Raw genomic sequence first — 24,197 nt, 5'->3', positions numbered from 1 at the left:
GCACCCCGACTGCAGACATGAACTCCGGCTGATACAAACACGAACGCCCGCGAGGGCACGGGGCTCTCGCGGGCGTCCGAAGTGTTGACTCCTCAGCGATTGAGGCCGATGCGCGGACCCGAGCCCGGCGGCACGCAGGTGTAGGTAACCTCCTGGCCCGCCGTCTTCGCGTAGTTGCGCAGCGCCGCGTCGGACACGCTCGCCGTGGTGCCGTCATCCGGGATGAAGCCGTTGCCCGACGGGCTGAAGAGGAAGCCCTTCACCCGCCCCCCCAGCGCCACCTTCGCGATGAGGTCGCACTCCGTCACGCCCGTGCCCAATATCTTCGAGGCGAACGGCGTGCGCGCGCGCTGCAACAGCAGGTCGATGCGCGGCCCCACCGCCGAGGCGTTGGTGCTCGTCAAGGTCACCTGCTGCCCGACGATGGGCGCCAGGTCCGTGTCGAACGCGAGCAACAGCTGCTCCACGTCCCGCCGCGTGGCGTCCGGGTTGTTCAGCGGGAAGCCCACACCGATGCTCGGGATGAACACGATGGCCGACAGGAAGCGCGCCATGGTGTCCACCGCGCCGTCGTGCACGAAGCCAAACCCACGCACCTGGTCCCCCTGCCAGCCGCTGTCCGGCGCCAGGAAGAAGGGCGTCGTCGGGTTACCGAACATGCCGACCTTCTGATACATGTTGCGCAGGTGCGGAATCTTCACAATCTGCGGGATGTTCTCGAAGCTCGCCATGCCATCCGTGCCGTAGAAGCCCTGCGCCGGGCTCAGCCGGTGACACCCCTCACACGTGAAGCCCAGCCCCTCTCCGAACGGGATGCCATCCGAGCGGCGTGAGCCCGCGTAGAAGTCCAGGCCCCGCTGCTGCGCCGCCGTGAGCGAGTTGTCCAGGTTGCGCACCGGGTTGGGCGGCAGCTGCACCTGCAGCTGGAAGTCGGTGAAGCGTTGCATCTCCGCCTGCGTGGGCGCGGTGGAGCGGCCCAGGAGCCCCTCGAACGCGACGATGAAGTTCATGAACGACAGGTTGGGGTCCGTGCCCGACGTGCCGAAGAAGCCCGTGGAGCGGTCACCGCGCCAGTGCATCGGGCCCGACACCACCATGCCGCGCAACGTCTGCGTCGTCATGGGGCCCTTCATCGGGTGGAAGTCCTCCACGTTGCCCGAGCCGTTGATGTGCGGCTTGAGCAGCTCCGCCGCGCCCAACAGGCGCCCTGGAATCGGGTTCTGCGTCACGTCGTCATCCGGGTTGCCCAGGTCCCACGCCAGGTCGTCCATGTCGCCGAAGATGTGGCAGCTGGCGCACGAGGCCTCGCCGTTCGCGGAGAACGTCGCCGCGTCGTAGAGGATGGGGCGGCCCTGCACCACGGAGGCGGGCTCCGGGTTGGGCAGCACCTGCTTGCCCAGCTCCGCGCGCGTGGCCAGGTCGATGACCTTCACCGCGTTGTCGAAGCGGGTCAGCACGTAGAGACGATTGCGCGCCTCGTCCAGGATGAGGCCGCTGGGGCCACCGCCGCTGACGGGGATGTAGGCCGCGCTGTTGAGCCGGGGGTTGAAGCTGTCCGCCTCCAGCGCCTGCGTGTCGAACACGCCCACCTTGCTGGAGCTGTACGCGGCCACGTACAGCGTGCGCCCGTCCGAGCTCACCGCCATGTCCACCGGCGTGGCCAGGCTGTGGTTCTTCGCCGTCCGGTCGAAGGCGGGGTCCGTGGCCAGCTTCGTGTAGTCCAGGTGCTTGTTGAGGTGACGGGGCAGCACGCTGCCGCCGAGGATGGCGGTGATGCGCGTCTCCGCCAGGTGGCCCTGCACCGTGGTGCCGCCGTAGTTGCCGGGGCCCTCGAAGCGCACGTGGTTGAAGGCCTCCGTGTTGGACACGTACACCGTGCCCGTCACCGGGTTGGTCACCATGTTGAACAGCGTGGTGCCCACCTGCGAGTACGCCGCCTTCTGCCCCAGCGAGTTCGCGTCCACCGCGAAGACGTCCTGGTCCGGCAGCCGGAAGCGCACCGCGTTGTTCCAGTTGCGCCCCAGTTCGTCCTGCCACTTGCCGGCCTGGTTGTTGTACTTCACGATGAGCGCCACCTCGGGCGCGCGGATGCCCTCGTGGTTGGTGGCGGGGCCGGGGCTGCCGCCCGGATAGATGGAGCCGTTCACCAGGCAGGGCAGGTAGGGATTGAAGCCCTCACAGACGGTCTCCTCCAGGATGGACGTCGTCTGGTTGCCCGACTTGAAGACGGCCGCGTACACCGTCTGCTTGTCCGGGCTCACCGTCAGCGCGCGCGGCGTGTCTCCGAAGAAGTTGAGGATGCGCACCGGCGTGCCGCCCAGCGAGGTGCCCAGGTTGGCCGGGTCGAACACCCAGACGTCCGCGCGGCCCACGCCCGGCGTGGTCAGCTTCGGGTCTCCGGCGCCCGGCACCGCCGCGATGGACGCGTGCGTGCGGTGCTGCCCGCGGTGCGCCGTGGTGATGAAGGCCCGGCCCCCCGTGCCCGCGAAGACGATGTCGCGCGGCTCGTCCCCCACCAGCAGCGTGCGCACCACACGCGGCGTCCCCGTGAGCGACACCACGCTCACGCTGTCCGACAGGTGGTTGACCACCCAGACCTCATTGTCGTTGCGCGCGGCGACGGCGATGGGCTCCAGGCCCACCTGCACGCGCGACTGGAGCGTCAGGCCATTGGCGCCCACGGTGAAGATGGACAGGCTGTTGTCCGGCGTGTTCACCGCGAACAGCCGCGTGCGGTCCGGCGACAACGCCAGCGGGCGCACCTGACCGCTCTCGAAGGCGATGAACGACGGCGCCGCGCTCGCGGGGGTGAAGCCGGGCGACATGACGGCGAGCAGCGCCGCCGCCGCCAGCAAGGACTTCTGGATGCCTCTGAGTCTCGTGGGAGTCATGGGGATGCCAGACCTCGGGGGATGACAGGGGGACGACCACGGCGAGAGCCCATCCCACGCCGCGAACCGCGGGGCCCCACGCACACGCCGACCCGACGCGGCGGGGACCTCCGCCGACGGAAAAAGGGCTGACGGAATGTGAGCGGGGTGGAAAAGCGTGGAGCCCTTGAACGGCTACGCTCGGACTGGTCTACAGACAGACATGATGCAATGCGTTACCAAGAGGACACACTGATGCGGGATTGAGCATCCTCACCTCCGACATGGCAGGATTCCGAGGAAGCCAAGGTATCGCTGAGCGGCCCTGGACCGCTTGCCCCATTGCGCCAATTCCCTTGGCCGAAGGCGACAACATGAGCTCTCCGGCGACCATGTTGACGAGCTGGGCCCTCGCGCTCCATCGCACGCTGGAGCTGCGTGGCCTGGACTCCCACGGGTTGTTCGTGAAGGCCGGGTTGAATCCGGGGCTGCTCGGTGACGCCAACGCGCGCTATCCGCAGGAGGGGCTGACGCGGCTGTGGCGGCTGGCGGTGGAGAGCTCGGGGGACCCGGCCATCGGGCTGGAGATGGCGCGGCAGGTGAGCCCGACGACGTTCCACGCGGTGGGCTACCGGCTCAACGCGTCCAGCACGCTGCGCGAGGCGTTCGAGCGGCTGGTGCACGCGGTGGCGCTGGTGTCGGACGCGCTGCGGCCGGCCTTCACGCGGGATGGGGACTGCTATCAGGTGATCCTCTTCGACGGCGGCGACGGGCCGCACCTGTGCGAGGAGGAGACGGACGCGGTGGCGTACCTGCTGGTGCGCTTCTGCCGGGTCGTCTACACGCGGGAGCTGTCGCCGCGCGAGGTGCTGCTGCGCCGGCAGGCGCCCTCGGACCTGCGGCCGTACGAGAAGCTGTTCCGGTGCAAGGTGACGTTCGGGGCCAACGCGGACGTGCTGGTGTACGAGCGGGCGCCGTTCGAGGTGACGCTGCCGGGGGCGAACCCGGAGCTGGCGCGCATCAACGACGAGCTCATCACCCGGCACCTGGCGAGGCACGCGGGGCAGGACCTGGTGACGCGGGTGCGCGCGATGCTGCTGGAGCTGATGCCGCAGGGCGAGCCGTCCCAGGAGAAGGTGGCGGAGCGGCTGCACATGAGCTCGCGCAGCCTGCAGCGCAAGCTGGTGGAATCGGGCTCGGGCTTTCGCGAGCTGCTCGCGGAGACGCGCCGCACGCTGGCCCTGTCCTATCTCTCCGAGCCCGGGCGCTCGGTGAGCGAAATCGCGTACCTGCTCGGCTTCTCCGACGTGAGCACGTTCACCCGCGCCTTCCGTCGGTGGACGGGACAGCCGCCCAGCCGCTTCGGCGCGCGCTCGGGGACGTGAGCCAGTTTGCGTGATGCGTGCCAATGGTGCCCCGGCCCCGGCGCCACCTCCGGGCATGGACTGCACTGCAGCCCCCCAATACAGTCCCCGCCATGACAAGGTGGACTGGAGGGTTCCTCCTCTCGTTCTCGGGCGTAGCCCTCGCTGGGTGCGCGACTGGAGCCCACACGGGAGCCGCCTCTGCGAGTCCTCGCGACCTGTACGCCCAGGCAACGTGCATGGACTCCGAGACGTGCTGCATCCAGCGCCGGGGCCCGGAAGCTTGTGGATTCACGGCCTCGGAAGCCGCCGCCCTCATGGCCGCCGCCGCGGAAGCAGCCGGTACTGCCACCAGCTCCGGAACCAAGGTGAACGACTACGTCGAGGACTCGCGCCTGCCCGAGTGGAAGAACCGGTGTATCCGGCTGTATGGGGACTGTGAGAATCAAAACTGGGCAGACCAGAAGGGGAGCTGCTTTGCATGCTTCGAGCGTTGCACTGGGGACCACGAATGGCCCTTCGACCTCTGTCGCCCCAAGAAGGGGCGATGACCATGGAAACACAGCTCGACTGGACCCCTTTTCGCGCGCTTGCACGGCGCGTTCTTCGCGACGGCGAAATACTTCCGCTCACCGAGGAGGTACGCGACCTGCTGCGACGCACGGCGCATGAAGTCGCACTCGCCGAAGCCGAGGTGGAGACCCAGGAAGGCGCGCTAGCGGTCCTGCGCGAATGCTCACGGCGCATTACCGAAGGGTCCAACCGGCTGGGCGATGCGCTCCATCGGATGTACCGCCACCAGGAGACAGGCGACTACGACAGCGCCCGCCAGGAAATGCGAGACGTGCTCGCCGTCGAAGTCGTGCCGCTCTACCGAGAAATAGCGCAAGGCCAACTCGACGACATGTGAATGCCCGCCGTGCCGCGCCCCGGTGCGAGTGCGGTGCAGTTGCTCGACCCACCGAACCCTCCGACCCTTGCCGCTTCGAAAAGCACCACCCAAGAAGCACATGCCGAACGAGACAAGGCTCGGTGCCCCCTGAGCCAATCAAGTGACTGGGTGTTCAGGGAAGAGAACCGCGAGCCCGCATCAGGTCCGCGCCATCACCGGGAAGCGGTCCGGTCCCTCGGGCAAGGACAGCCCTCGCACGAACAGGTCCGCGTCGTCGTCCTCGCCGAGCACGCGCGCGTCCGGCCACCAGCGCTCCGGCGTGAAGCCGAACCGGACCTGCTTCACGGGCTCCGCCACCAGCCGGCCCAGGTAGGGACCCAGGTCGAACACCTCGGTCGCGAAGACGTCGTCGAGGTGGAGCACGCCGTCCTCCACGCTCGCGAAGACCCACGCGTCCTCGCGCAGTTGGCGCAGCGGCCTCGCGAAGTTCGCCGCCGCGTACCAGCTCGCGATGCGCGCGTGGCGCCGCGCGCCGAAGCGCTCCGTCAGCGGCGTGCCCTCCCTCGCGAGCGTCCTCAATCCCTGACGGACCGTGGGGTCCGCCAGCTCCAGCGTCGGCGCGGGCTCGGCCGACGGTGTCACCTGGAGGTCCACGCCGAACAGGCTTTGTGCTCGTGGCGCGAAGCCGAAGCGTGGATAGAAATCGAGCACCGTCTTGTTCGCGAACAGAATCACCGGCGCGTCGCCGCAGGACTCCAGCGCCGCCTCCATCGCCACGCGCGCGAGGCCGTGCCCCCGGCGCTCGGGGACACAGCCCACCGCGCCCAGTTGATAGCCGGTGACGTCGCGGCCCTCCACGCGCAGGCACATGCGCATCACCGACGCGTTCGCCACCACGCGCCCGTCCTCGAGGATGCTGAACGCGCGGTAGTCGTCGGTCCACTCGCCCCATTCGCACCAGCGCCTGAAGTCCACGGTGCGGAAGACCCGGGGCACGTAGTCGCAGAAGGCGGTCTGCAGCGAGGGAGCATGCTGGTCGATGACCACGACTCGGGAGGTCGACATGGCGGGCACCACAGCACGAATGTCCAGGTGTCCGAAACCGCCCGTTCACGTGCCTCGCGTCCTCGCTGGACGCGCACGGTTCCCGCATGAACGCGGCTCGCGTGCAGTAGCCGACACGTGGAGCCGGGACGCGACCGGGGCGCGATTTCAACCGCGCGGATTCGCTGACAGGAGCGTGCGTGGCGCGAGCGGTGCACAAGGGCCGCCCGCGTCACCCCTGTTTCCCCCACCTCACGCAAGGAGCCTGGCATGTGCACCGACTTCCTCGTCGTCGCCTCGGATAAGAGCGTGGTCAATGGACGCAGCATGGAGTTCGGCGTCGACCTCGACTCCAAGCTGCTCGTCAGGGCCGCGGGCTCGAGGTTCGCCTCGCCCTCGCCCTCGGGACTCACCAACGGCCTGTCATGGACGTCCAGGTACGGCTACGTGGGCCTCACCGGAAAGGGGGACGTGCCCTTCATCGTCGATGGCCTGAACACGGAGGGGCTCTCCACCGGGTGCCTGTGGCTGCCGGACTCGCGCTACCCGAAGGTCACCGACAACTCGAAGGCGCTGTCGCTGGCGTTCTTCGCCGGCTGGGTGCTGGGGAACTTCTCCACCGTCGCGGAGGTGCGCGGGGCGCTCGAGAAGGGCGAGGCCCAGGTCTGGGAGTCGGACTGGCTGGCGCAGTACCTGCCGCTGCACTTCCCCATCCATGACGCCCAGGGCAACAGCCTGGTGGTGGAGTTCCTCGACGGCGTGATGCACCTGCACGACAACCCCGTCGCCGTGCTCACCAACGCGCCGCCCTTCCCGTTCCAGCTGAAGAACCTGCGCGAGTACGTGGGCCTGTCCCCGTGGGACGCGAAGAAGGTGGAGCTGGGCAGCCAGAGCTTCGCGCAGCCCGGCCACGGCAGCGGCCTGCGCGGGCTGCCCGGAGACCCGATGCCTCCGTCCCGCTTCGTGCGCACCACGTACCTCAAGAACTTCGCGCGCCCCGTCGCCAACGCCGCCGAGGCCACCACGCTCGCCTTCCACCTGCTCAACACGGTGGACATCCCGCGAGGCACCGTGCGCGCCCTCAACGAGAACACCCAGAAGGAAGAGGACGACTACACCCAGTGGACCGTGGTGAAGGACCTCACCCACAACGTGCTCAACGTGCGGTTCTACCAGGACCCGCTCGTCTACTCGGTGAACTTGAAGTCGCTCGACTTCCAGGCCGCCAACGGGAAGACCTTCGCCGTGCCCTCGAGCCCCACGTCCATCGACATCACGGACAAGCTGACGCGCTGACGTCGCATCCCGTGTGACGAAATCGGGCCCCGCTTCCCGCGCGTGGAAGCGGGGCCCGGGGTGTGGCGCGTCAGTGGATGCGCAGCGCGAGCTTGCCCAGGTGGTGCTTGCCCACGGCCTCGTGCGCGTCGCGGGCCTCGTCCAGGCGGAAGACCTGGGAGACCTCGACGTGGAAGGGGCCGGACTCGATGAGGCTGTTGAGCCGCGCGAGCACCTGGGAGTTGGCCTCGCCGTTGTAGCTGGAGACCTTGACGCCGTCGTTGCCCTTGGGCTCGGGCTCGACGCCGTTGGGGTAGGCGATGTGGCCTCCGGACTTCACGCAGGAGAGCGCCTGGTTCGTCTTGTCGCCGCCCGCGAGCACCAGCGCCGCGTCGATGCCGTCCGGCGCGAACTCGCGCGCGGCCTTCACGACGTCATCCGCGCGGCCGTCCACGACCTTGTCCGCGCCGAGCTTCTTCAAGAGCTCCACGCCGTCGGAGCCGGAGGCCACCGCGAGCACGCGCGCGCCGAGCCGCTTCGCCAGCTGCACCGCGAGGTGTCCCACGCCGCCGCTCGCGCCGTAGACGAGCAGCGTGGTGCCCTTGCCGACCTTCAGCGTGTCCTCCACGCCTTGCAGGGCGGTGATGCCATCCGCCGCCAGGACGCCCGCCTGCTCCGCGCTCAATCCCTTGGGGATGGGCGCGGTGTCGCTGGCCTTCACCGCGGTGTATTCGGCGTAGAAGCCGCCCTTGTCGTTGAGGAAGCCGAAGGCGTAGACCTTGTCGCCGACCTTCAGGTTCTTCACGCCGTCCCCCACGGCGGCGACGGTGCCGCAGCCATCCGTGCCGAGGACGTGGGGGAAGGACGTCTTGCCCGGCTTGTAGCCCTCCATCTCGCCCGCACGCTCGGAGGGGTCCCACTGGCCGATGCCCGCGGTCTCGACCTGGATGAGCACTTCACCGGGACCGACCTGGGGAACGGGGATGGTGCGCGTGTCGAGCACCTCGGGACCGCCGAAACGGTCGATGGCGGCGGCCTTCATCTGGGAGGGGATGGAGGGGTTCATGGGCGTCTCCAGGGATGGGGTTTCTTTCGCAGGCTGGGCACGGCCTTGTGGGAATGCAGAGCGAGCGACGAAGCGACGGGCCAGGGCATGTCCACACGGCCGCCGACCGGGCGCGAGAGGGGGCGGGCTGACGTACAGTGGCCGGACACGCTGTCGTGAGCCTGGGAGGCGAGGATGTCGCCGCGAACGAAGCTGCGCGCGTTGTTGCTGGGGGGAGTCCTGTGGGTGCCGTCCATGGCGGGGAGCGCGAGCGCGCCGGCGGTGACGCTGGAGGGCGTGGAGCTGCGCGTGTTCGACCGGGCGAAGGGGGCCCTCGTCGCGGTGGACGAGGCCTCCGACCCGTATGGGATGAACGTGGACGCGGTGCTGCTGGTGAAGGTGAAGGGCACGTACGAGGGCGACAAGCCGCTGCGGCTGAAGCTCACGGCGAGCGCGCCGAAGGAGGAGTCGGAGGCCGGTTCGCGCCGCGCGTGGAAGACGGCGCAGACGCGCGAGCTTCACGTGCTCGCGGAGGGCGGCGTCACGGTGGTGCCGTTCCTGCTGACGTATCAGTGCGCGTCCACCGTGAAGGTGGTGGCCACGCTGACGGGCCCCGGGGTGCAGGGGACTCGCACGCTGGACACCGCGTTCCCCTGCGCGGAGTGAGCGGGCGGACGCCCCGGGAGGTGGGTTTTCGAGTCACAGACGAGACAACCTGACGGAGCGTGGCGTGTCAGACCGGGCCGGTAGCTTTCACGCATGCCGGACATCCGACTGCCCGCCGAAGCGAAGTTCAGCAGTGAGCTGGAAGCCCTCGCCGCCCACGACGACAAGCCTCGCCCTCCCGGGTGGGCCCTGTCGCCGCGCGCCGTGGAGGCCTACATCCTCGGGAGCCCCAAGCCCGTGGGCGGCGTCACCATCACGCCCAAGTACGTGGGCGACCGGGGCCTCATCCAGGTCTGCATCGCCACGCTCGCGTCCGACCGCGCGCTGATGCTCGTCGGCGAGCCCGGCACCGCGAAGAGCTGGCTCTCCGAACACCTCTCCGCCGCCATCAGCGGCACCTCCGCCCTCATCGTCCAGGGCACCGCTGGCACCAGCGAGGACCACCTCAAGTACTCGTGGAACTACGCCCTGCTGCTCGCGCAGGGTCCCACCCCCGAGGCCCTGGTCCCCTCCCCCGTCCTGCGCGCCATGCGCACCGGCAAGTTCGCCCGCTTCGAGGAGGTGACGCGCACCTCGCCGGAGATTCAGGACGCCCTCATCTCCCTCCTCTCCGAGAAGCAGGTCTCCATCCCGGAGCTGGGTGAAGTCGTCAGCGCGCAGCGCGGCTTCAACCTCATCGCCACCGCCAACACCCGCGACCGCGGCGTCAACGAGATGAGCGCCGCCCTCAAGCGCCGCTTCAACTTCGTCACCGTCCCCATCGTCGACGACCTGGAGCAGGAGATTCAAATCGTCACGAAGCGCGAGGCCGAGCTGCGCAATGACTATCAGGTCGGCGTGCCGCCCACCGAGGAGCTGTCACGCATGCTGCTCACGCTCTTCCAGGAGCTGCGCGAGGGCGTGACGAAGGACGGCAAGACGAAAGTCCGCACCCCGGGCGCCGTGCTCTCCACCGCGGAGGCCATCAGCGTCCTCTTCAACAGCTCCATCCTCGCGCAGCAGTTCGGCGGCGGGAAGGTCACCGCGCAGGAGCTGGCCGCCTCGCTCGTGGGCGCGGTGGTGAAGGAGCAGGCCGACGACGTGAAGGCCCTGCGCGAGTACATGGAGACCGTGGCCAAGGGCCGCCCCGGCGCGTGGAAGGAGCTGTACTCCGCCAGCAAGAAGCTCCTGAGGGGCTGATGGACCTGGACCTGCTCCTGGGCGCCCACCTGTTCCCCGTGCGCCACCACTCGCCGCGCACCACCGCCGTGCTCACGCGCTGGCTCGACCACGTGAAGCCCCAGGTCGTCCTCATCGAGGGCCCTTGCGATGCCTCGGAGCTGGTGGACGTGCTGTGCGACGCGGAGACGAAGCCGCCCATCGCCCTGCTCGGCTACCGCACCGACGACACCCCGGGCTCCGCGCTGTGGCCCTTCGCGGACTACTCGCCCGAATACGCCGCCCTGCGCTGGGCGAAGGCCCACGGCGCTCGCGCCCGCTTCATCGACATCCCCGTCGGCGTCAGCCTGGGCGTGGACCGTCACGTGGAAGCCGTGTCTCTCGACGGTGAGCCCTCGGAGGACGCGGAGTCCACGTGCGCGCGCATGGAGGAACCGCTCACCGAGCGCTTCGCCCGCGAGCGCGGCTATCGCTCGTTCGAGGAGCTGTGGGAGGCGATGTTCGAGGCTCCTGACTGGACGCCCGACGGCTTCCGCCCCGTGCTGCTCGCGTGGGCGGACGTGCTCAACGCGGGGTCCCGGCCGGACTACCACCGCTGGCGTGATGCCTTCATGGCGCGCCAGGTGTTGGAGGTCATCGCGAGCGGCGTGCCTCCGGAGCGCATCGCCGTGGTGGCGGGCGCGGCCCATGTGGCGGCCTTCCTGGCCCGGGACGTGGACCCGACGCTGGAGGCGAAGCTCCCGACCGCCGTGCCCTGCGCGGTGACGGTGATTCCCTACAGCTTCCCGCGCCTGTCCGAGCAGCTCGGCTACGGCGCCGGCAACCGCGCGCCGCACTTCTACCAGAAGGCCCACGAGGCCCAGTGCGACTTCCGCCGCGCCACGCTGGAGGTGCTCATCGACTTCGCGGGACACCTGCGCATGCGCGGCTTCACCGCGTCGCTGTCCGACGTGCTGGAGGCCTACCGGCTCGCGGTGACGCTCGCGGACCTGCGCGAGAAGAGCGCGCCCGGCCTGGACGAGCTGCGCGAGGCCACCGTGGCCACGCTGTGCCGGGGAGACGCGACCCACGTCGACGACTTCCTGTGGAAGAGCGTCGTCGGACATCAGGTGGGTCGGGTGGCCAGCCGCATTGGCCGCAACTCTCTGCAGGCGGAGTTCTGGCGCGAGGTCGAGTCGCGCCGACTGCCGAGCACCGACAGCGCGGAGACCTTCACCCTGCGGCTGAACAACCCCGTGGAGGTCGGCTCCTCCATCTTCCTGCATCGCCTGCGCGTGGTGGGCATCCCCTACGCGGGCCTCGCCGCCACGGGTCAGCAGAAGGCCACGGCGCAGGAGGCGGGGGGACAGGCCGCGCTGACGCGCGTGCGCGAGTCCTGGCAGGCACAGTGGACGCCGTCCACCGATGTGGCGCTGGTGGAGAAGATCGTCCTCGGTGACTCGCTCGAGGCGGTGACGACGCGCGTCCTCCAGGACCAGCTGGCCCTCGCGAAGTCCACGGGCGCGGCGGCGGCGGTGCTGCTGGAGTCCGTCATCACCGGCTGCCCGCAGACGATGGCCTCCGCCCTGCGTGCCTGTGACGGCCACGCGACCACGGACGCGGACCTGCCCTCGCTCGCCTCGGCCTCGCGGGCGCTGTCGGGGCTCGTGGCCTATGGCACCTCGCGGACCCATTCGGCGCTGGGCGACGAGGCCGTGGCGGCGCTGTGCCAGAAGACCTTCGCTCGCGCGCTCTTGCGCGTGTCCGATGCGTGCGCCTGCGCCCAGGACGCCGTGCCCTCGGTGATGGGGGCACTGAGGACGCTGCACGAGGTGGCGCTCGCGCAGCCCCTGGCGGACAAGGCCGGCTGGCTCACCGAAGCGCGCGGGTTGATGTCGAGCACCGTCGTGCATCCGGCCACGTCGGGGCTGGCCACCGGCCTGTTGTACCTGGCCGAGGAGCTGAGTGAGTCGGAGGTCGCTCGCGAGGTGGGGCTGCGCTTGTCGCTGGCGGTGGAGCCCGAGGCGGGCGCGTCGTGGCTGGAGGGCTTCCTGCGCGTCAACGCGCTGGTGCTGGTGAAGAACCGCGAGGTGGTGCGGGCGCTGGATGCGTTCCTGTCGAGCGTGGACCCCGAGCGCTTCCGTCAGACCCTCCCGGTATTGAGGAGGGCACTGGGCGTGCTCGGTCCCACCGAGCGCCGCTACCTCCTGGAGAACGTCGTCGCGGTGCGGCAGCTCGGAGACAAGGGCCGGGCCGCGAAGACGATTCTCGCGGAGAAGGACACCGAGAAGCTCAAGGACATGAGCGCCGAGCTGGGCAAGGCGCTCGCCGACCTGGATGACCTGCTATGAGCGTGGACCCCAAGGAGCTGGCACCGGAGGACCGCGAGGCGCTCTTGCGCTGGCGGCTCGCGCTGGGCCCCGCCGCGGAGAAGACGGGCAGCTGTCCGTCGCTGCACGCGCTGGGCGCCGGCGCGAGCGCGGTGGGCGTGGGCGAGACGGAGCTGGATGCGCTGGATGACGCGCTGTCCTTCGTCTACGGCGAGAAGAGCGCCGGGTCCTCCGGCTCGCGGCCGTACATCCCCGAGTGGCTGGGCGCGCTGCGCGGCTTCTTCCGCGACGACGTGATTGCCCTCGTCCAGAAGGACGCCATCGAGAAGAAGGGCCTCACCCAGCTCCTGTTCGAGCCGGAGACGCTGCCCTTCCTCGAGAAGAACGTGGAGCTGGTGACGACGCTGGTGAGCGCGCGCGGCCTCATCCCCGAGGACGCCAAGGCGCTCGCGCGGCAGATCGTCCGCGAGGTGGTGGACCAACTGCGCGAGAAGCTGGAGTCCACCGTGCGCACGGCGGTGTTCGGCGCGCTGAGGCGCGACAGGACGAGCCCGCTGCCGATTGCGCGCAACATCGACTGGAAGCGCACGATTCGCCAGAACCTGAAGGGCTGGGACGCGGAGCACCGGCGGCTCGTCCCCGAGCGCTTCTACTTCTGGCCCAACCAGCGCCGTCACCACGAGTGGGACGTGACGCTGGTGGTGGACCAGTCCGGCTCCATGGCGGAGAGCGTGGTGTACAGCTCGGTGATGGCGGCCATCTTCGCGTCGCTGGAGGTGCTGCGCACGCGGCTCATCCTGTTCGACACCGAGGTGGTCGACATGACGCCCGTGCTGTCGGACCCGGTGGAGGTGCTCTTCAGCGCGCAGCTCGGCGGAGGCACGGACATCAACCGGGCGGTGGCATATGCGCAGACGCATTACGTGGAGCGCCCGGAGAAGACGCTCTTCATCCTGATTACCGACTTGTGCGAGGGCGGCGACGCCCAGGAACTGGTGGCGCGGCTGCGGCAGCTGGTGGACTCGCGGGCGAAGGTGCTGTGCCTGCTGGCGCTGTCGGACGGGGGCAGGCCCTCGTACGACCCGGTGATGGCGGAGAAGCTCACCGCGATGGGCATCCCGTGCTTCGGGTGCACGCCTCGCAGGCTCGTGGACGTGGTGGAGCGGGTGATGCGGAACCAGGACCTGACGTCCCTGCTCGACGCCGACAAGGAGACTCGCCATGGTTGAGGTGCGAAGGCTGGCCCCGGGCATGGGGGCCCTGACGGACATCATCCCCGACCGCGACGAGCTGTCGAAGGGCGCGCGCATCTTCGACGACAAGCAGCTCACGCACCTGTCGCGCTTCGAGAACCGGCTGTTCGCGGACGCGTCGGGCTCCGGGGCCTCGCCGTACAAGGTATCCCTGGTGTTCGGCGATGGGAGCGAGGTGAAGGGGAAGTGCTCGTGCATGGCGGCGCGCTCGCGGCTGTTCTGCAAGCACGCGGCGGCGCTGCTGGTGGCGTGGTCTCGCGCGCCCGACGCCTTCGTCACCACCGACACGGCGCCCACGGGCGCGGGCGGCCCCGCGAAGAAGAGCGTGAAGAAGGGCAAGACGCAGACGGCCGAGCTGATGAGGTCCGGCGTGGCGCAGGTGTCCACGCTGGTGCGCGAGCTGGGACTGTCCGGGGTGGCCGCGTTGTCCGAGGACCGGGCCGAGCAGGTGCGCGCGCTGGGCGAGGCGCTGCGCGCGAACGGACTGCGCAGGCTCGCGGCGCGCGCGGTGGAGGTGGCGGGGCTCTTGGAGCAGGCGGCGGCGCGCACCGGGGCGTTCGAGCCTCCCGTCTTCACGGACTTGATGGCGGACATGCTGCTCACCGCGCGCAAGGTGGAGAAGCACCTGGGCGGCGAGGCGCTGGAGGACCGCTACGTCGAGGAGCTCATCGGCAAGACGTGGACGAAGAAGGACCGCGCGCCCGTCGAGGGGCTGCGGCTGTTGGAGTACGCGTTCACGACTCGCTCCACGCCCGACAACTTCGTCATCCGCGAGAGCCGCTTCATCGACCTGGGCACGGGTGCGCACTACGCGGAGAAGCAGATCCTCCCCGCGTTCCTGCGCAGCGTGGAGCCCAAGCGCAGTCACGCGGGCACGGTGCTGGAGGGTGCGAAGGGCGGTCGGTATCCCGGCTTCGCGCCCGTGCGGCTGGACCTGGAGGGCGCGGAGAAGACGCGGGACCTGGGCGGCGCGGCGCTGCGGCGGCTCATCGAGGTGGCGCTGCCGGACGTGGGCGCGGCGCTGGCGGCCTTCCAGGAGCACCGCAAGGACGTGTTCGCGCCGGAGCTGCTCCCGGTGGCGCTGCGGGTGCAGACGCTGCTGGCGAGCGGGCAGCGCTCGCAGCTCGTGGACTCCGCAGACCGGGGGCTGTTCCTCCCGGCGGACACGCGGCTCGACGAGCCCCTGTCCGCGGCCCTGGAGGGGGCCACGCTGAAGGTGGTGCTGGGCAACGTGGGGCTGGAGGCCGCGCTGCCCACGCTGTTCCCGCTCGCGGTCCTGGTGGAGACCTCCGAGGGCCTGGAGCTGCGCGGCCTGGGACAGCAGGAGTCACCCGAGGAGCCTCGGCGCGGACGGCGGAGCGCGCGGGTCGAGGCGCCAGTCGCGGTGCCACGCGGAGGTTGGGCGGAGGCGGCGCGCGCGGCGGGCGCGTCCCCGGCGGCCATCGCGTTGGCGGAGGTGCGCGACGAGCTGGCGGAGCGGTTCTCGAACGGGCTGCCCTCGGTGTCGCCTCGCGCGGTGGAGCCCCTGGTGGCGCGGCTGCGGGAGCTGGGGTTGGAGAAGCCCGGGGCGCTCCTGGAGGCGCTGGCGCGGCGTGGGGACCCCGCGGAGCGGCTGGAGGACTTCATCAAGGTGTACCAGGTGCTGGGCATCGCCCTGGTGCGGCTGGCGGGCGCGGTGCAGGTGGAGGCGGGCGCGCTGGAGCCGGTGCCCACGCACCCGAGCATCCGCATCCGCAAGCCCGAGACGCCGCTGCTTCCGGGCGAGGCCTTGAGGAGGCGCGCTCGCGGGGAGCTGACGCGCTACGAGGCCGCGGCGCACGCCGCGCACCACTACGCGGGCCTGGGCACGGACACGCTGCTGGAGTCGCTGTATCCCGCGTGGAGCGACGGCGCGGCGAGCACCTTCGTGGTGCGCGCGGTGACGGCCTGTCCCCGGGAGCGGGCGCTGGAGGTGGTGAAGCGCGCCCTGGCCGAGCATCACAGCCACCGGGTGCATCGCACGGCCGTCCAGGTGCTGGGGCAGTTGGGTGGACCCGAGGCGCGGATGTTACTGGAAGGCCTGTCGCGCAGGCGGCATGACAGCGGGCTCGGGCTCTATGTGCGCGAGGTGCTCGACGACGTGCAGGCGCGGGAGAAGGGGCCGGAGGCGGTGGCGCGCCTCGCACGCGAGCGGCAGGAGCGGCTGCGGCCCTTCGCGCAGCGCGCGCTGACGGAGTCGACCCGCGAGGGCCGACAAGCGGCGGTGGACCAACTGGAGGGCCTGGGACTGACGCAGGCGTTTCCGGTGCTGCGGCAGGTGTTCTACGGAGACGCGTCGCAGGACGTGCGACGTCGCGCGGCCATGGCGCTCGCGTGGCTGGGGGACACCGAGGTGCTGGACCGCTTCGTCCACGCCGTGGAGGAGCGCGACACGGATGACGAGGGGGCGAAGGCGGCCGTGTATGCCCTGGGGGTGCTCGGGGACGTGCGCGGGGCGGAGGCGCTGCTCTGCGCGTTCGTGGACGGCTGGAAGCCCAACGTGGTGTCCACCGCGCTGAAGACCTTCGGGCTGGCGATGCTCGAGCCGGCCGTGCGCCTGGCGGAGACGCGGCCGGAGGCGATGGAGCGACAGGCGCTGCGCAACCTGTTCGAGAAGTTCCCGAAGGCGGCGCTGTCCCAGGCGCTGCTCGCCCGGGTGGAGGTGGCGCGCTCGCACCCCGAGCGGCTCGCCCGCTTCGGCACGTACCTGAAGCTCGCCGGCGAGAACACGCACGGCGCGGGGAAGGTGGTGGCGACGGCCCTGCTCGACATCCCCGAGGCCGCGATGGACAAGGACCTGTCGCGCACGGCGAAGAAGCTGCTCGGGTCGAAGGGGTGAGGCAGGCCCGCTCGCCGCGAGCCAGTCGCGGCGAGCGGAGGCTCGTCTCAGCCCAGTCCCACGCGAGGCGACACGTGCGGGCGCTCCAGCGACTCCAGGAAGGAGCCGAGCGCCGCGTTGACGAGCGCGGGCTCCTCCACCGTGGACGAGTGCCCGCCTCGCGGCAGCCGCGCCAGCTTCGAGCCGGGGATGAGCTGGTGGAGCCGCTCGGCCTTCGCCGGGACGGTGGCCACGTCCTCCTCGCCCACCACGATGAGCGTGGGCACGCGGATGCTCGGCACCTCGTGCGACACCGCGTTGCGACGAATCACCCCGTTGACCGCGCGCCAGATGTCGCGGCGGTTCTCCAACAGGCGCGCCCGCCACAGCGCCCGCTCCTCGGCGCGGTTCGGGTCCGTCAGGAAGTTGCGGCCGAACATGATGCGCATCACCGGGTCCGCCACCGGGCGCAGGCCGGCCAGCCGGGCGATGAGGTTGAGCAGCGTGTAGCGCGGCACGTTGGCCAGCGGCTCCGGGTCCGCGGACGTCTCCATCAAGGTCAACGAGCGCAACAGCTCCGGCCGCCGCGCCGCGATGCGCATCCCGATGAAGCCGCCCATCGACAGGCCCACGAAGTGACAGGGCCCCACGTCGAGCTGCTCCAACAGCCCCACCGCGTCCAGGTACAGCGTCTCCATGTCGATGGCGCTGACGTCCGGCACGGCGCTGCGGCCCTGCCCCCGGTGGTCATACGCGATGCACCGGTAGCGCCCTCGCAGCGCGTCCACCTGCGGGTCGAACAGCCGCGTGCTCCACAGGAGCCCATGGCTGAAGAGGATGGGCTCGCCCGAGCCCCCCGTATCCTCGTAATGCAACTCGGTTCCATTCACGGACAGCATCGGCATCGCGGTTCCCTCCCCACCTGCGAGCAGGATAGGCCAGGGCGTGACGCGACATGGCAACAGTCTTGCCGCGTTGCGCCGGCTGTCGACTCGCGGACGCCCGGCGTGCGTGCGGGCGTCCCGGGGTTACCAGAGCCCCTGCGTCTGCAGCAGCGTGCCCAGCTGGCCGGGCGTGGCGGCGGTGGCGGTGAACAGGCGCTCGGCGGCCTCCGGGGAGGGGTTCTCCCAGGACAAGAGGCCGGTGGCCTCGTCGCGGCGGCACAGCACCAGGCTCGAGCGCACCTGGTCCGCCGAGTCGAAGGACAAGAGGTCCATCAGGCCCGGGCTCTGGCTGGTGAAGAAGCTCTGCCGGCCCTTCAGGGGCTCCACGCTGGCCCGCACCAGCTGCGGGTGGAGCGAGTGGGCCACCTCGTCGGCGACCACCACCGCGCGCGCCCGGGCCAGGTAGTGCTGGAGCGCCAGGAGGCGCTTCTGGCCATGGCCCAGGTGCCGCGCCGACACGCGCGTCCCCGCGGGGCCCAGGAAGTCCAGCTCCAGCCCACCGAGCGTCAGCGACTCGTACTTGCCCTCGGGTGGCGCCTCCACCGGCACGAGCACCGCCTCCGCGGAGGTGAAGCCCAGCAGCCTGGCCGCGTCGCGCAGGAAGGGCACCGCGTCCGAGGGGACGACATAGCGCGGGGAGCCCCACTGGGCGGCCGCGAGCCGGCGCAGGCCGTCCAGGAGCGCCTCGGACGCGAGCCCCATGCCGGTGGCCAGCACACCTTCCGCGCGCCGCGAGAGGCGCAGCTCGACCTGGTAGAGCTGCTCGAAGTACGCGAGCCCCTCGTCGAAGCGGCTCAGCCCCGCGAGCGCGGACACCTCGCGCGCCATGGCGAGCAGCGGCTCCACGGTGGCGGACCCCTCGCCGGTCTTCTCCACCCAGGCGATGCCTCCGGACATGAGCACCAGCCACAGGCGGCCGGCGACCTCCGGCGCCAGGCGCTCCTGCACGACGAGCGACGCGTCGTCCTCGCGCGAGACGGTGACCTGGAGTCCCTCGCGGCGGATGACCAGCGGCCAGGCCATGTCGCGCGGCGAGACGACGATGTCCATGAAGAGCCCGGCCGCCACGGGCCCGCTCTGGGGAGGCACCGGCTCGTTGCGGACCCGCACGGTGATGTGGCCGGTGTCCGCGGCGAGCGCGTACTCCAGGTCGAACGGCTCCGCCGCGAGCGTGGTGAAGTCCGAGCTGGCCACGGCGGCGACCAGGTCCAGCAGCAGCGTCTTCCCCGTGCCGTTGCGTCCCAGCAGCACGTTGAAGGACGGGCTGAACGACAGCCGCGTGCCGGGCTTCACGGCGCGGAAACGGTGGACCTGGAGCCACTGGAGCTTGAGCATCGCCCCCGAGCCTCTCCTCGCGGTGAGCCAGGGTCAACCCTGCCCGGGACGAAACGGGCACCCACGAGAGAAGTCAAACATCGTCCCTGGTGAAGACAAACCCAGCAGCCAGGCTGCAGGAGCAATCCACTGACAGCACCCGTGCGCCGGCCCATCCACCGCCGGAGCTCCCGACCCAGGAGGGCGGCCAAGCCCCGCCATCCCCGGGAGCCCGGCTTGTCATGACAGGGCGCGAAGGGCAGGCTCACGGCTCCGCCCCGCCATGCGCCCCGCCCGTCCCGTCCTGCTCGTCCTCGTCTTCCTCGCGCTGCTCGGCACCGCCGCGGGCATCACCCTCGCGCTGCGCTCACCGGGCTCGTCGGCCCCGGCTCCCGTGCCCCGGGCCGCGACGCCCACCGCCACCCCCACGCCGGCCCCCGCGGTCCAGGCGAGCGCGACGCCCACCGTGAAGGACGCGCATCCCGCGCGCGGTGTCTACGCGGGCTCGGAGGCGTGCGGCGAGTGCCACGAGGACGAGCACGCCGCGTGGGGCAAGGACTGGCACTCGCGCGCGCTGTCCCCCGGGACGCGCCAGTTCGTGGTGGGCGACTACGCGAAGCGCACGCACTTCAAGGGCGACTCCAGCGAGGCGTGGATGCGCCGCGACGGCGAGCGCCACTTCATGCGCACCAAGGGCTCGGACGGACAGCTCGCCGAGTTCCCCGTGGAGTGGGTCATCGGCGGCAAGCGCATGCAGGACCCCGTCGCGGTGATGCCCGACGGACGCTGGCAGGTGCTGCCCGTCTACTACCACGTCACCGGCAAGGGCGAATGGGTGGACTACTCGGAGACCAAGCAGGGCGCGCTCACGCCCGAGCACCCGTTCTTCTGGACCAACTTCCGCCGCAGCGCGCAGCACGCGTGCCTGGACTGTCACGTCACCGGACTGGACGCGCGCTATGACCGCGACCAGCACACGTGGACCACCGCCTTCACCGACGCGGGCGTCGCGTGCGAGAGCTGCCACGGCCCGGGCGCGCGCCACGCCGACACGCAGGAACCCAAGGACATCGTCCAGCCGTCCAAGCTGTCCCACGAGTTGGGCTTCGCCGTGTGCGCGCAGTGCCACGGCCCGCGCCGTCCGCTCTTCCCCATCCTCGACACCACGCACCGCTACCAGCCCGGCCAGCGCTACGAGGACTTCTACCAGCCCATCGTCGTCTTCCTCGGCAACGAGCGCTCCGGCGACTACTTCACCGACGGCCGCCCCAGCACCTCCAGCTTCGAGTACCAGGCCCTCATCCAGTCCGCGTGTCATCTCAAGGGCGGCGCCACCTGCCTCACCTGCCACACCGCGCCGCACGAGCCCAACGCCCCCAACGAGCTGAACCTCCCGGACAAGTCCCAGACGAAGGTCTCCGTCGGCTCGGCCACCTGTCAGCAGTGCCACGCGGACCTCTTCGCCCGGGCCGCCCAGCACGCGCGCCACACCTCGCGCGAGGCGCAGGACTGCCTGGCCTGTCACATGCCGCCCGTCGTCTCCGGCGTGCTCGACAAGTTCGCGGACCACGCGCTGGACGTCCCCGCGCCCCAGAACACCACGCGCCACGGCATCCCCAACGCGTGCAACACCTGCCACACGAAACAGACGCCGGAGGCCATGGCCCAGGCGATGACGAAGCTGTGGCCGGCCGCCGCGAAGCGACAGGAGCGCCGCCTCCGGCTCGCGGACGCCTTCGACGACAAGACCGCCCAGACGGGGCGCCCCGCGCTGGAGGCCACGCTCGCGGATGCGAACGAAGCCCCGTCCCTGCGCGGCGCGGCGGCGAAGGTGCTGGTGCGTCGCTACAAGCGCGAGGCCATCCCCGCCCTGCGCGCCGCGCTCAAGAGCACCCAGGACAGCCAGCTGCGCACGGACGTCATCGAGGCGCTGAGCCTGGTGAACGCACGCGAGGCCAGCGAGGACCTGGCCGCCCTGCTCCAGACGGAGTCTCTCTGGGTCCGTCAGGCGGCGGCGGTGACGCTCGCGAGCTTCGGTGACGCTCGCGGCCTGTCCGCCGTGGAGGCGCTGGCCTCGAAGCCGGAGACGTCCGGGCTGGTGCAGCCGCACCTGCTGCTCGCGCAGCTCGCGGTGCGCCGCAAGGACCTGACCACCGCGGTGCGCGAGTTCGAGAAGGCCCTGGACCTGCAGCCCTACAACCCCGACGCCCTCATCCGTCTGGCCGATGTCTATGTCGTGCAGGGACAGGTGGAGAAAGGCCGCGAGCGCCTGGAGGAGGCGCTGCGCTTCGACCCGCAGAGCCGCGCGGCGAAGCAACGTCTGTCCATGCTCCAACAAGGACGCTGAGGCGCGGGACCGCTCGCGGACGAAGCCTCCCGCCGCTCCATCCACTGTTGAGCAGGCACTCGCCGGTTCTGTCCGGCAGGAGGGGCCTCGCCCCACGGTACGTGGCCGGTATCGGGTGCCTCCCCTACCTCAGGGCACCCGATATGAACGCCCTGCTGCTCGTCCTCCTGCTTTCGCACCCTGGCTCCGAGCCGGGCGTGTTGCTCGCCCAGGCCCGGCCACGCCCCGCCGTGCGACAGCGGACGCAGCCGCGCCAGCGCGTGCCCCGGGTGCTGCCCGCCCAGGGCCCTGCGAAGCCGCCGTCCGCCCAGGGACAACAGACGCCGCCCCGGAATCCCGGCGCGCCCTCACAGGCGCCGAGCACGCCCGGGCCCGGCCCCTCGGGTGACGACTCACCCCAGCCTCCGCAGCCCGAGGTGTCGGACCCGCTCCTGACGCCGATACCGCCCGCGCCCATCCAGATGAAGTCCTGGGACGAGGCGCTGGAGCTGGTGCGGCAGCGCTCCACGGACTTGAGGACAGCGCTGGCCCAGGTGGAGTCCGCCGCGGGACAGGCGCGCATCGCGCTGGCGGGGCTCTTGCCCACCATCACCGGCACCGTGGGCGTGCAGTACAACGTGCTGGACCCGGACGCGACGACGTTCATCGGCGGCGGCGCGGGGGGCGGCGTGGGCGGTGGCATCGGCGGCGGTGTCGGCGGAGGCACCGGCGACGGAGACGGTCTCCGGCCCACCCAGCCGCCCGTCGTGGGCTTCCTCTCCGCGTCCATGCCGTTGCTCGACTTCCAAGCCATCGGCGCGCGCCGCGTCGCCCGCGAGGCCCAGCGCGCCGCGACGCTGTCCCTGGCGGAGACCCGGCGTCAGCTCAGCGGAGCGCTGGCCCGCGCGCTGGTGCAGGTGGCCGCGCAGGAGCGGCTGGCCGAGGTCAACCGCGTCAACCTGCGCACCGCGCTGGAGCGGCTGGCCCTGGCGGAGCGGCGGTTGGAGCTGGGCGCCGGCACGCGGCTGGACGTGGTGCGCGTGCAGCAGGACGCCGAGGCGGCGCGGGCCCTGGTCGTCACCGGGGACGAGAACCTGAGGCAGGCAAGAGAGGGGCTCGGCCTGGCGCTGGGCATGCCCCAGGCGGTGGGGCTGGCCAAGGGCGTGAGCGTGGAGGACCTGCTGCGAGGCGCGAGGAAGGACTGTCGCCAGCTGGAGGCGGTGGACGGGCGCTCGGACCTGGCGGCGGCGCGCTCGCGGCACACCGTGGCCGAGCGACAGGTCAGCGCGGTGAAGGCGCAGTACGCGCCGTCGCTCTCGCTGACAAGCACGACGATTGCGCTCACGGTGGAGGACGACGTGGTGAACGTCCCCATCTGGAACATCGGCGCCAGCCTGCTGCTGCCCTTCTGGGACGGCGGCGCGCGCGAGGGGCGGCTGAGGCAGTCCCGCGCGGAGGCGGAGGTGGCGCGCCAGCAGGTGGTGGAGCTGGAGCGCTCCGTCACGGTGGAGGTGGCCAGGGCGCGGCGCGGCGTGGAGGTCACCCAGGCGTCGCGGGACATCTCGTCGCAGGAGCAGCGGCTGGCCGAGGAGAACGACCGGCTCACCCGGCGCAGCTTCGAGGTGGGCACCGGCACCAGCCTGGAGCTCATCCAGACGGCCGCGGCGCTGCGGCAGGCCGAGCTGGCCCTGGTGGTGCGCGAGTTCGAGTTGGAGCAGGCGCGCGTCGAGGCGTTCCTGGCGGAGGCGGCATGCGACTGGTGAGGACATGGGGCGCGGCGGGCGCGATGCTCCTGACGCTCTCGGGGTGCAAGGGCTCGGGCAAGGAAGACGGACCGCAGGCGGGACAGGCCGCCGCGGGCACGGTGATGCCCGTGCAGGTGCAGGCGCTCTCCCCCAACGAGGTGCAGGACGCCGCCGAGTACGTGGGCGCGCTCATCTCGCGCAGCAGCATCAGCGTGTATCCCCAGGTCGCCGGCTACGTGCAGGCGATACCGGTGCGGCCCGGCACCCGCGTGCAGAAGGGCGAGGTGCTGCTCGTCGTCGACCCGCGCCGCGAAGAGGCGGGGCTGCGCGCCACGAAGGCGCAGAAGGCCTCCGCGCTGGCCCAGCGCGAGTTCGCCCGGCGCACCCGCGAGCGCAGCGCGCAGCTGCTCAAGGAAGGACTGCAGAGCCGTCAGGACTACGAGCAGGCGGTGGCGCAGGCGCAGCAGGCGGAGGCGAGCGCGCGGGCGATTGAAGCGCAAATCCAGGCGCAGCAGGTGCAGCTGGGCTTCTACGAGGTGAGCGCGCCCTTCGCCGGCGTGGTCGGCGACATCCCGGTGAAGGTGGGCGACTACGTCACGCCCCAATCGCAGCTCACGTCGCTGGACCAGAGCAAGGCGCTGGAGGTCTCCGTGCAGGTGCCGGTGGACCGGGCGCGCGTCGTCCAGGTGGGCAGGACGCCGGTGGAGGTGCTGGACGAGAAGGGGAAGGTGCGGGTGTCCGCGCCCGTGTTCTTCGTGGCGCCCACGCCCAGCGCGACGACGCAGCTGGTGGAGGTGAAGGCCGCGTTCGACAACACCGTGGGGCTGCGCGCCGGGGAGCTGGTGCGCGCGCGGCTGGTGTACCAGGCGCGCGAGGCGCTCACCGTGCCCACGGTGGCGGTGACGCAGATCAGCAGCCAGTCCTTCGTGTACGTGGTGGCGTCCGCCGACGGCGGCACCGTGGCGAAGCGCACGCCGCTGGAGGTGGGCGACGTGACGGGCAACGACTACGAGGTGACGGGGGGATTGGACGGGGGCACTCAGGTGGTCGTGAGCGGCCTGCAGCTGTTGAGGGATGGCCAGCCCATCAAGCCCATGCCCGCGAAGCCCGAGGGCCAGGGCGTCGGCGGCGCCTCCGACGCGGGGCAGTGAGGGCA

General features: G+C 71.0%; 16 protein-coding genes. 11 read left to right on the top strand and 5 right to left on the bottom strand.

The genetic code is table 11. From position 1 onward, the window contains the following. Positions 1 to 92: 92 nt before the first annotated feature. The gene (locus VZQ01_RS21120; RefSeq protein WP_426748815.1) at positions 93 to 2,891 is read right to left on the bottom strand and encodes a YncE family protein; all 2,799 of its coding nucleotides are present in this window, start codon (positions 2,889 to 2,891) and stop codon (positions 93 to 95) included. A gap of 353 nt (positions 2,892 to 3,244) precedes the next feature. Here VZQ01_RS21120 and VZQ01_RS21115 point away from each other — a divergent pair, with 353 nt between their 5' ends. Both VZQ01_RS21115 and VZQ01_RS21110 read left to right on the top strand, forming a co-directional pair. After that, a complete protein-coding gene (locus tag VZQ01_RS21115) occupies positions 3,245 to 4,255 on the top strand; it encodes an AraC family transcriptional regulator (protein WP_223750890.1) in 1,011 nt (336 codons plus the stop codon). A 532-nt stretch (positions 4,256 to 4,787) separates the two neighbouring features. Beyond that, positions 4,788 to 5,144 (top strand): DUSAM domain-containing protein, encoded by a 357-nt coding sequence (locus VZQ01_RS21110; protein WP_408888678.1) that lies wholly within the window; start codon positions 4,788 to 4,790, stop codon positions 5,142 to 5,144. A 180-nt stretch (positions 5,145 to 5,324) separates the two neighbouring features. On the opposite strand, the gene VZQ01_RS21105 is transcribed toward VZQ01_RS21110, so the two are convergent. Continuing rightward, positions 5,325 to 6,191, bottom strand: a complete 867-nt coding sequence (locus VZQ01_RS21105) for a GNAT family N-acetyltransferase (protein WP_426748814.1) — start codon at positions 6,189 to 6,191, stop codon at positions 5,325 to 5,327. Between the two features lie 249 nt (positions 6,192 to 6,440). Between VZQ01_RS21105 and VZQ01_RS21100 the strand changes: the two genes are divergently transcribed. Then, positions 6,441 to 7,466, top strand: a complete 1,026-nt coding sequence (locus tag VZQ01_RS21100; RefSeq protein WP_408888676.1) for a linear amide C-N hydrolase — start codon at positions 6,441 to 6,443, stop codon at positions 7,464 to 7,466. A 70-nt stretch (positions 7,467 to 7,536) separates the two neighbouring features. Here VZQ01_RS21100 and VZQ01_RS21095 read toward each other — a convergent pair whose 3' ends face one another. Next, a complete protein-coding gene (locus VZQ01_RS21095) occupies positions 7,537 to 8,511 on the bottom strand; it encodes an NADP-dependent oxidoreductase (RefSeq protein ID WP_223750886.1) in 975 nt (324 codons plus the stop codon). Positions 8,512 to 8,685: 174 nt separating this feature from the next. On the opposite strand from VZQ01_RS21095, the gene VZQ01_RS21090 reads away from it, so the two are divergent. The 5 genes from VZQ01_RS21090 (at position 8,686) to VZQ01_RS21070 (ending at position 16,733) form a co-directional block, all read left to right on the top strand. Continuing rightward, entirely contained in the window at positions 8,686 to 9,156 is a 471-nt protein-coding gene (locus VZQ01_RS21090; protein WP_223750885.1) for a hypothetical protein, read from the top strand. A gap of 93 nt (positions 9,157 to 9,249) precedes the next feature. Then, positions 9,250 to 10,335, top strand: a complete 1,086-nt coding sequence (locus VZQ01_RS21085; RefSeq protein WP_141325968.1) for an ATP-binding protein — start codon at positions 9,250 to 9,252, stop codon at positions 10,333 to 10,335. Then, positions 10,335 to 12,644 carry a DUF5682 family protein gene (locus VZQ01_RS21080; protein WP_426748813.1) on the top strand — a complete coding sequence of 770 codons (2,310 nt, stop codon included), beginning with the start codon at positions 10,335 to 10,337 and terminating at the stop codon, positions 12,642 to 12,644. Before VZQ01_RS21085 ends, VZQ01_RS21080 begins: the two co-directional genes overlap by 1 nt. Beyond that, a complete protein-coding gene (locus VZQ01_RS21075; RefSeq protein ID WP_426748812.1) occupies positions 12,641 to 13,852 on the top strand; it encodes a VWA domain-containing protein in 1,212 nt (403 codons plus the stop codon). Before VZQ01_RS21080 ends, VZQ01_RS21075 begins: the two co-directional genes overlap by 4 nt. Beyond that, the gene (locus VZQ01_RS21070) at positions 13,845 to 16,733 is read left to right on the top strand and encodes a HEAT repeat domain-containing protein (protein WP_426748811.1); all 2,889 of its coding nucleotides are present in this window, start codon (positions 13,845 to 13,847) and stop codon (positions 16,731 to 16,733) included. Before VZQ01_RS21075 ends, VZQ01_RS21070 begins: the two co-directional genes overlap by 8 nt. Positions 16,734 to 16,780: 47 nt before the next feature. Here VZQ01_RS21070 and VZQ01_RS21065 read toward each other — a convergent pair whose 3' ends face one another. Together VZQ01_RS21065 and VZQ01_RS21060 are read right to left on the bottom strand one after the other, a co-directional pair. Next, the gene (locus VZQ01_RS21065) at positions 16,781 to 17,617 is read right to left on the bottom strand and encodes an alpha/beta fold hydrolase (RefSeq protein ID WP_426748810.1); all 837 of its coding nucleotides are present in this window, start codon (positions 17,615 to 17,617) and stop codon (positions 16,781 to 16,783) included. Positions 17,618 to 17,740: 123 nt separating this feature from the next. After that, entirely contained in the window at positions 17,741 to 18,991 is a 1,251-nt protein-coding gene (locus VZQ01_RS21060; RefSeq protein ID WP_426748809.1) for an AAA family ATPase, read from the bottom strand. A 262-nt stretch (positions 18,992 to 19,253) separates the two neighbouring features. Here VZQ01_RS21060 and VZQ01_RS21055 point away from each other — a divergent pair, with 262 nt between their 5' ends. The 3 genes from VZQ01_RS21055 to VZQ01_RS21045 all read left to right on the top strand — a co-directional run bounded on the left by VZQ01_RS21055 (position 19,254) and on the right by VZQ01_RS21045 (position 24,192). After that, on the top strand, positions 19,254 to 21,317 hold the full coding sequence (locus tag VZQ01_RS21055) for a HEAT repeat domain-containing protein (protein WP_426748808.1): 2,064 nt from the start codon (positions 19,254 to 19,256) through the stop codon (positions 21,315 to 21,317). 143 nt (positions 21,318 to 21,460) lie between these two features. Continuing rightward, the gene (locus tag VZQ01_RS21050) at positions 21,461 to 23,059 is read left to right on the top strand and encodes a TolC family protein (protein ID WP_426748807.1); all 1,599 of its coding nucleotides are present in this window, start codon (positions 21,461 to 21,463) and stop codon (positions 23,057 to 23,059) included. Next, positions 23,047 to 24,192 (top strand): efflux RND transporter periplasmic adaptor subunit, encoded by a 1,146-nt coding sequence (locus VZQ01_RS21045; RefSeq protein ID WP_426748806.1) that lies wholly within the window; start codon positions 23,047 to 23,049, stop codon positions 24,190 to 24,192. Before VZQ01_RS21050 ends, VZQ01_RS21045 begins: the two co-directional genes overlap by 13 nt. Positions 24,193 to 24,197 lie beyond the last annotated feature (5 nt).

This window comes from Myxococcus faecalis, from assembly GCF_050039385.1.
Taxonomy (GTDB): Bacteria; Myxococcota; Myxococcia; order Myxococcales; family Myxococcaceae; genus Myxococcus; species Myxococcus fulvus.
This window is presented reverse-complemented; position numbering and strand designations above follow the sequence as displayed.

Coding starts and splice junctions, on each gene's coding strand:
- VZQ01_RS21120 (WP_426748815.1), bottom strand. CDS start 2,891: ATGACTCCCACGAGACTCAGAGGCATCCAGAAGTCCTTGCTGGCGGCG.
- VZQ01_RS21115 (WP_223750890.1), top strand. CDS start 3,245: ATGAGCTCTCCGGCGACCATGTTGACGAGCTGGGCCCTCGCGCTCCAT.
- VZQ01_RS21110 (WP_408888678.1), top strand. CDS start 4,788: ATGGAAACACAGCTCGACTGGACCCCTTTTCGCGCGCTTGCACGGCGC.
- VZQ01_RS21105 (WP_426748814.1), bottom strand. CDS start 6,191: ATGTCGACCTCCCGAGTCGTGGTCATCGACCAGCATGCTCCCTCGCTG.
- VZQ01_RS21100 (WP_408888676.1), top strand. CDS start 6,441: ATGTGCACCGACTTCCTCGTCGTCGCCTCGGATAAGAGCGTGGTCAAT.
- VZQ01_RS21095 (WP_223750886.1), bottom strand. CDS start 8,511: ATGAACCCCTCCATCCCCTCCCAGATGAAGGCCGCCGCCATCGACCGT.
- VZQ01_RS21090 (WP_223750885.1), top strand. CDS start 8,686: ATGTCGCCGCGAACGAAGCTGCGCGCGTTGTTGCTGGGGGGAGTCCTG.
- VZQ01_RS21085 (WP_141325968.1), top strand. CDS start 9,250: ATGCCGGACATCCGACTGCCCGCCGAAGCGAAGTTCAGCAGTGAGCTG.
- VZQ01_RS21080 (WP_426748813.1), top strand. CDS start 10,335: ATGGACCTGGACCTGCTCCTGGGCGCCCACCTGTTCCCCGTGCGCCAC.
- VZQ01_RS21075 (WP_426748812.1), top strand. CDS start 12,641: ATGAGCGTGGACCCCAAGGAGCTGGCACCGGAGGACCGCGAGGCGCTC.
- VZQ01_RS21070 (WP_426748811.1), top strand. CDS start 13,845: ATGGTTGAGGTGCGAAGGCTGGCCCCGGGCATGGGGGCCCTGACGGAC.
- VZQ01_RS21065 (WP_426748810.1), bottom strand. CDS start 17,617: ATGCCGATGCTGTCCGTGAATGGAACCGAGTTGCATTACGAGGATACG.
- VZQ01_RS21060 (WP_426748809.1), bottom strand. CDS start 18,991: ATGCTCAAGCTCCAGTGGCTCCAGGTCCACCGTTTCCGCGCCGTGAAG.
- VZQ01_RS21055 (WP_426748808.1), top strand. CDS start 19,254: ATGCGCCCCGCCCGTCCCGTCCTGCTCGTCCTCGTCTTCCTCGCGCTG.
- VZQ01_RS21050 (WP_426748807.1), top strand. CDS start 21,461: ATGAACGCCCTGCTGCTCGTCCTCCTGCTTTCGCACCCTGGCTCCGAG.
- VZQ01_RS21045 (WP_426748806.1), top strand. CDS start 23,047: ATGCGACTGGTGAGGACATGGGGCGCGGCGGGCGCGATGCTCCTGACG.